This window comes from Caldisericum sp., assembly GCF_049967455.1.
GTDB classification, from domain to species: Bacteria; Caldisericota; Caldisericia; order Caldisericales; family Caldisericaceae; genus Caldisericum; species Caldisericum exile_A.
On sequence record NZ_JBMFSR010000082.1, the window covers coordinates 1 to 2,536 of the forward strand.

General features: G+C 37.7%; 2 protein-coding genes and 1 pseudogene. All 3 read right to left on the reverse strand.

Going from position 1 to position 2,536, the window contains the following annotated elements:
- Positions 1-155 (reverse strand): annotated as a pseudogene (locus ACP5SP_RS07805) (pyruvate dehydrogenase (acetyl-transferring) E1 component subunit alpha); the annotation flags it as partial.
- 68 nt (positions 156-223) lie between these two features.
- Positions 224-649 carry a PPC domain-containing DNA-binding protein gene (locus ACP5SP_RS07810; RefSeq protein WP_428076489.1) on the reverse strand — a complete coding sequence of 142 codons (426 nt, stop codon included), beginning with the start codon at positions 647-649 and terminating at the stop codon, positions 224-226.
- Between the two features lie 220 nt (positions 650-869).
- The coding region (locus ACP5SP_RS07815; RefSeq protein ID WP_428076491.1) for a sigma-54 interaction domain-containing protein at positions 870-2,536 on the reverse strand (1,667 nt) is incomplete at its 5' end.

Here is a 2,536-nt window from a genome sequence, read left to right on the forward strand (position 1 = left end):
ATAGCACCAGTCGCTATAGCCTCTTCGCCAATGTACAGGTGAATGAATCCTGGAAGTTTTGCCTCCAGGAATAGCTCTTCTGCTTTGAGCTCAAAATTCCTGATTCTCACCATCGTCCTGTAAAAACCTGTCAACAGTTCCTTCTCATATTGCATTTCTTACCCCCTTCTTGGTATTGGCAATATTCTGAGTGTTGTACTTCTCTATAATTTTATACACTGGATTATCTGAAATCCATTTCAAGTAAACCTGCTTTTTTGACTCTCTCAACTTTCATATCACTTAGCAGAAACGACATTTCAATAAATGTAACAACAATGCAATCAAAAAGATGCCCACCTAGAACTCTCTTATCGTTATCTCCAAGGTATACATGGAAATGCAATGGCAACTTCTCACCCTTGATAATAAAACCGCTTAATCCGAGAAGTTCAAGAGGTTTCTCAATAATTTCTCTTTCATATTTTACCTTGCTATTCTCGTAGATACCGTATCCTAGGTCAATATTCTTTACCATTCCAAGCGCTGTTTGAACAATACCGACATTTTCCATTTCCTGCATTGAGAGAATGGTTAAAAGATCTTCAGAGAATGATTCTCCTTTTTCCATTACTACAAAAAGAATGTCTCGACTGAATTTTGTTTTCATTGCTCTTGCCCATTATATGTGTGCAAATATCGTGCCAAGAAAAGTAAAATTGCTTTAGTATAGTTTTTTCGACGGGAATGTAAATCAAGGACAATTCGTTTATGTTAACAAAATTTACATTTGTGTAAAAATATGTAAATCAGTTTTACAGTCGATGTGCTAAGAAAATTGCAGAAAAATCTATGAAAGGACTATGACCTGCAAAAGATTAACATAGGATCTAGTTGACCTTGTTTATTTTATAGAGTCTGATTAGTTTGTATAAAGTTGGCCTAGATATACCAAGCTGCTTTGCAGTATAGGAAATGTTAAAGTTGTATTTAGAAAGAACACTCTTAACATAATCACTTTTAAGCTTATCTAAATCCTCCTGCTGAGACTCTCCTTTTCCAATGTTCTTAAGGACGAGATGGGGAATGTGTTCCTGCATTAGCACTTCGCTATCTGCAATATTCACTGCTCTCTCTATTATGTTTTGCAACTCCCTGACATTCCCAGGAAAATTATAGTCTAGTAACGAATCCATAAAACTCCTATCGTAACCTGAAATATTTTTGCCAAGTTCTTTTTTGAACTTTTCCAAGAAACGAGTGACAAGCAGCGGAATATCGACTTTTCTTTCTCTAAGTGGCGGAATCGGAATTTGTATTACATTCAGTCTGTAGAAGAGGTCTTCTCTAAATGCGCCTGACTCGACAAGAGATTCAAGATTCTTATTTGAGGCGGATATTATTCTCACATCAACCTTTATTGACTTTGTGCCTCCAATCCTTGTAATAACCCTATCTTCGAGAACTCTCAAGAGCTTCACCTGGATTGCAGGAGGTAATTCCTCAATTTCATCTAAGAAAAGTGTACCGCCATTGGCAAGTTCAAATTTTCCTGGTCGCCCATTTTTGTCAGCATCAGTGAAAGAACCTGGCTCATAGCCAAAAAATTCACTTTCGGCAATGTCTCTTGGTATTGCTCCGCAATTCAGAGCTACAAAAGGTCCGGATGATCGCACGCTCTCTAGATGGATAGCCTGCGCAAACATTTCTTTCCCAGTACCAGTTTCTCCTGTTAGAAGAACAGTTGAGTTTGAATGCGACGCTAGCCTTGCCAATCTTATTGCTTCCCTTATTTTGGGATCGTTCCCAATAATATCTTCGAAGGAGAAGCGTGCTTCGGCGCCAATGTAAGATACTACAAATTTTCTTACCCTTTCAATTTCTCTAAAGAAATCAATAACACCAGCGAAATTACCTTCAGCGTCCTTCAGAACTACAGCACTTTTTATAAAGTGAAGTGTTCCTCTTGAGGGACTTTCGATTATAAATTCTTTGTCGACGTATCCTTTTTTAGTTTTAAATACATTCAGTATAACAGGCGTAAAATCGACAATTTCACTTACGTTTTTGTTAACTGCAGTATCCTTATTTACTCTAAGAATTGATGCACCAGCACTGTTTATATAAAGTACCTTTGCATTTTTATCTAGAACAAGAACCCCGTCCTTATTCCCTTCAGCAATAGCCTCTATATTTTTCTTTGAGAAATCAATTTCACTAATTAATTCCTTAAGGTTTACTTCATTCTGAACAGCACTTGCAATCAGCGAAGTAGTTTCCAATGCGAATTGTGGGTAGTTTATACTTAGTGCGGATACGCTTATAATGCCTACAAGGTCTCCTTTTTTGTCGAGCAATGGGGAGGCAGCGCAGGACCAATTTTTAAAAATAGGATCAGAATGATTGGCTCCCTGCACTTCAGAATTTTCGCATTTTTGGAGAGCTATACCTATAGCTGTTTTGCCGAAAGCTTTGCCAATTATCATGCCTTCGCTTATTACTGGGTCTTTGCTTACCCCTTTTGTAAGAAGCACGACCCCATCCTTGTCAACAAATG

Bases quoted from the DNA above. Each gene is read 5' to 3' on its own strand.
- ACP5SP_RS07810 (WP_428076489.1), bottom strand. From the start codon at position 649: ATGAAAACAAAATTCAGTCGAGACATTCTTTTTGTAGTAATGGAAAAA.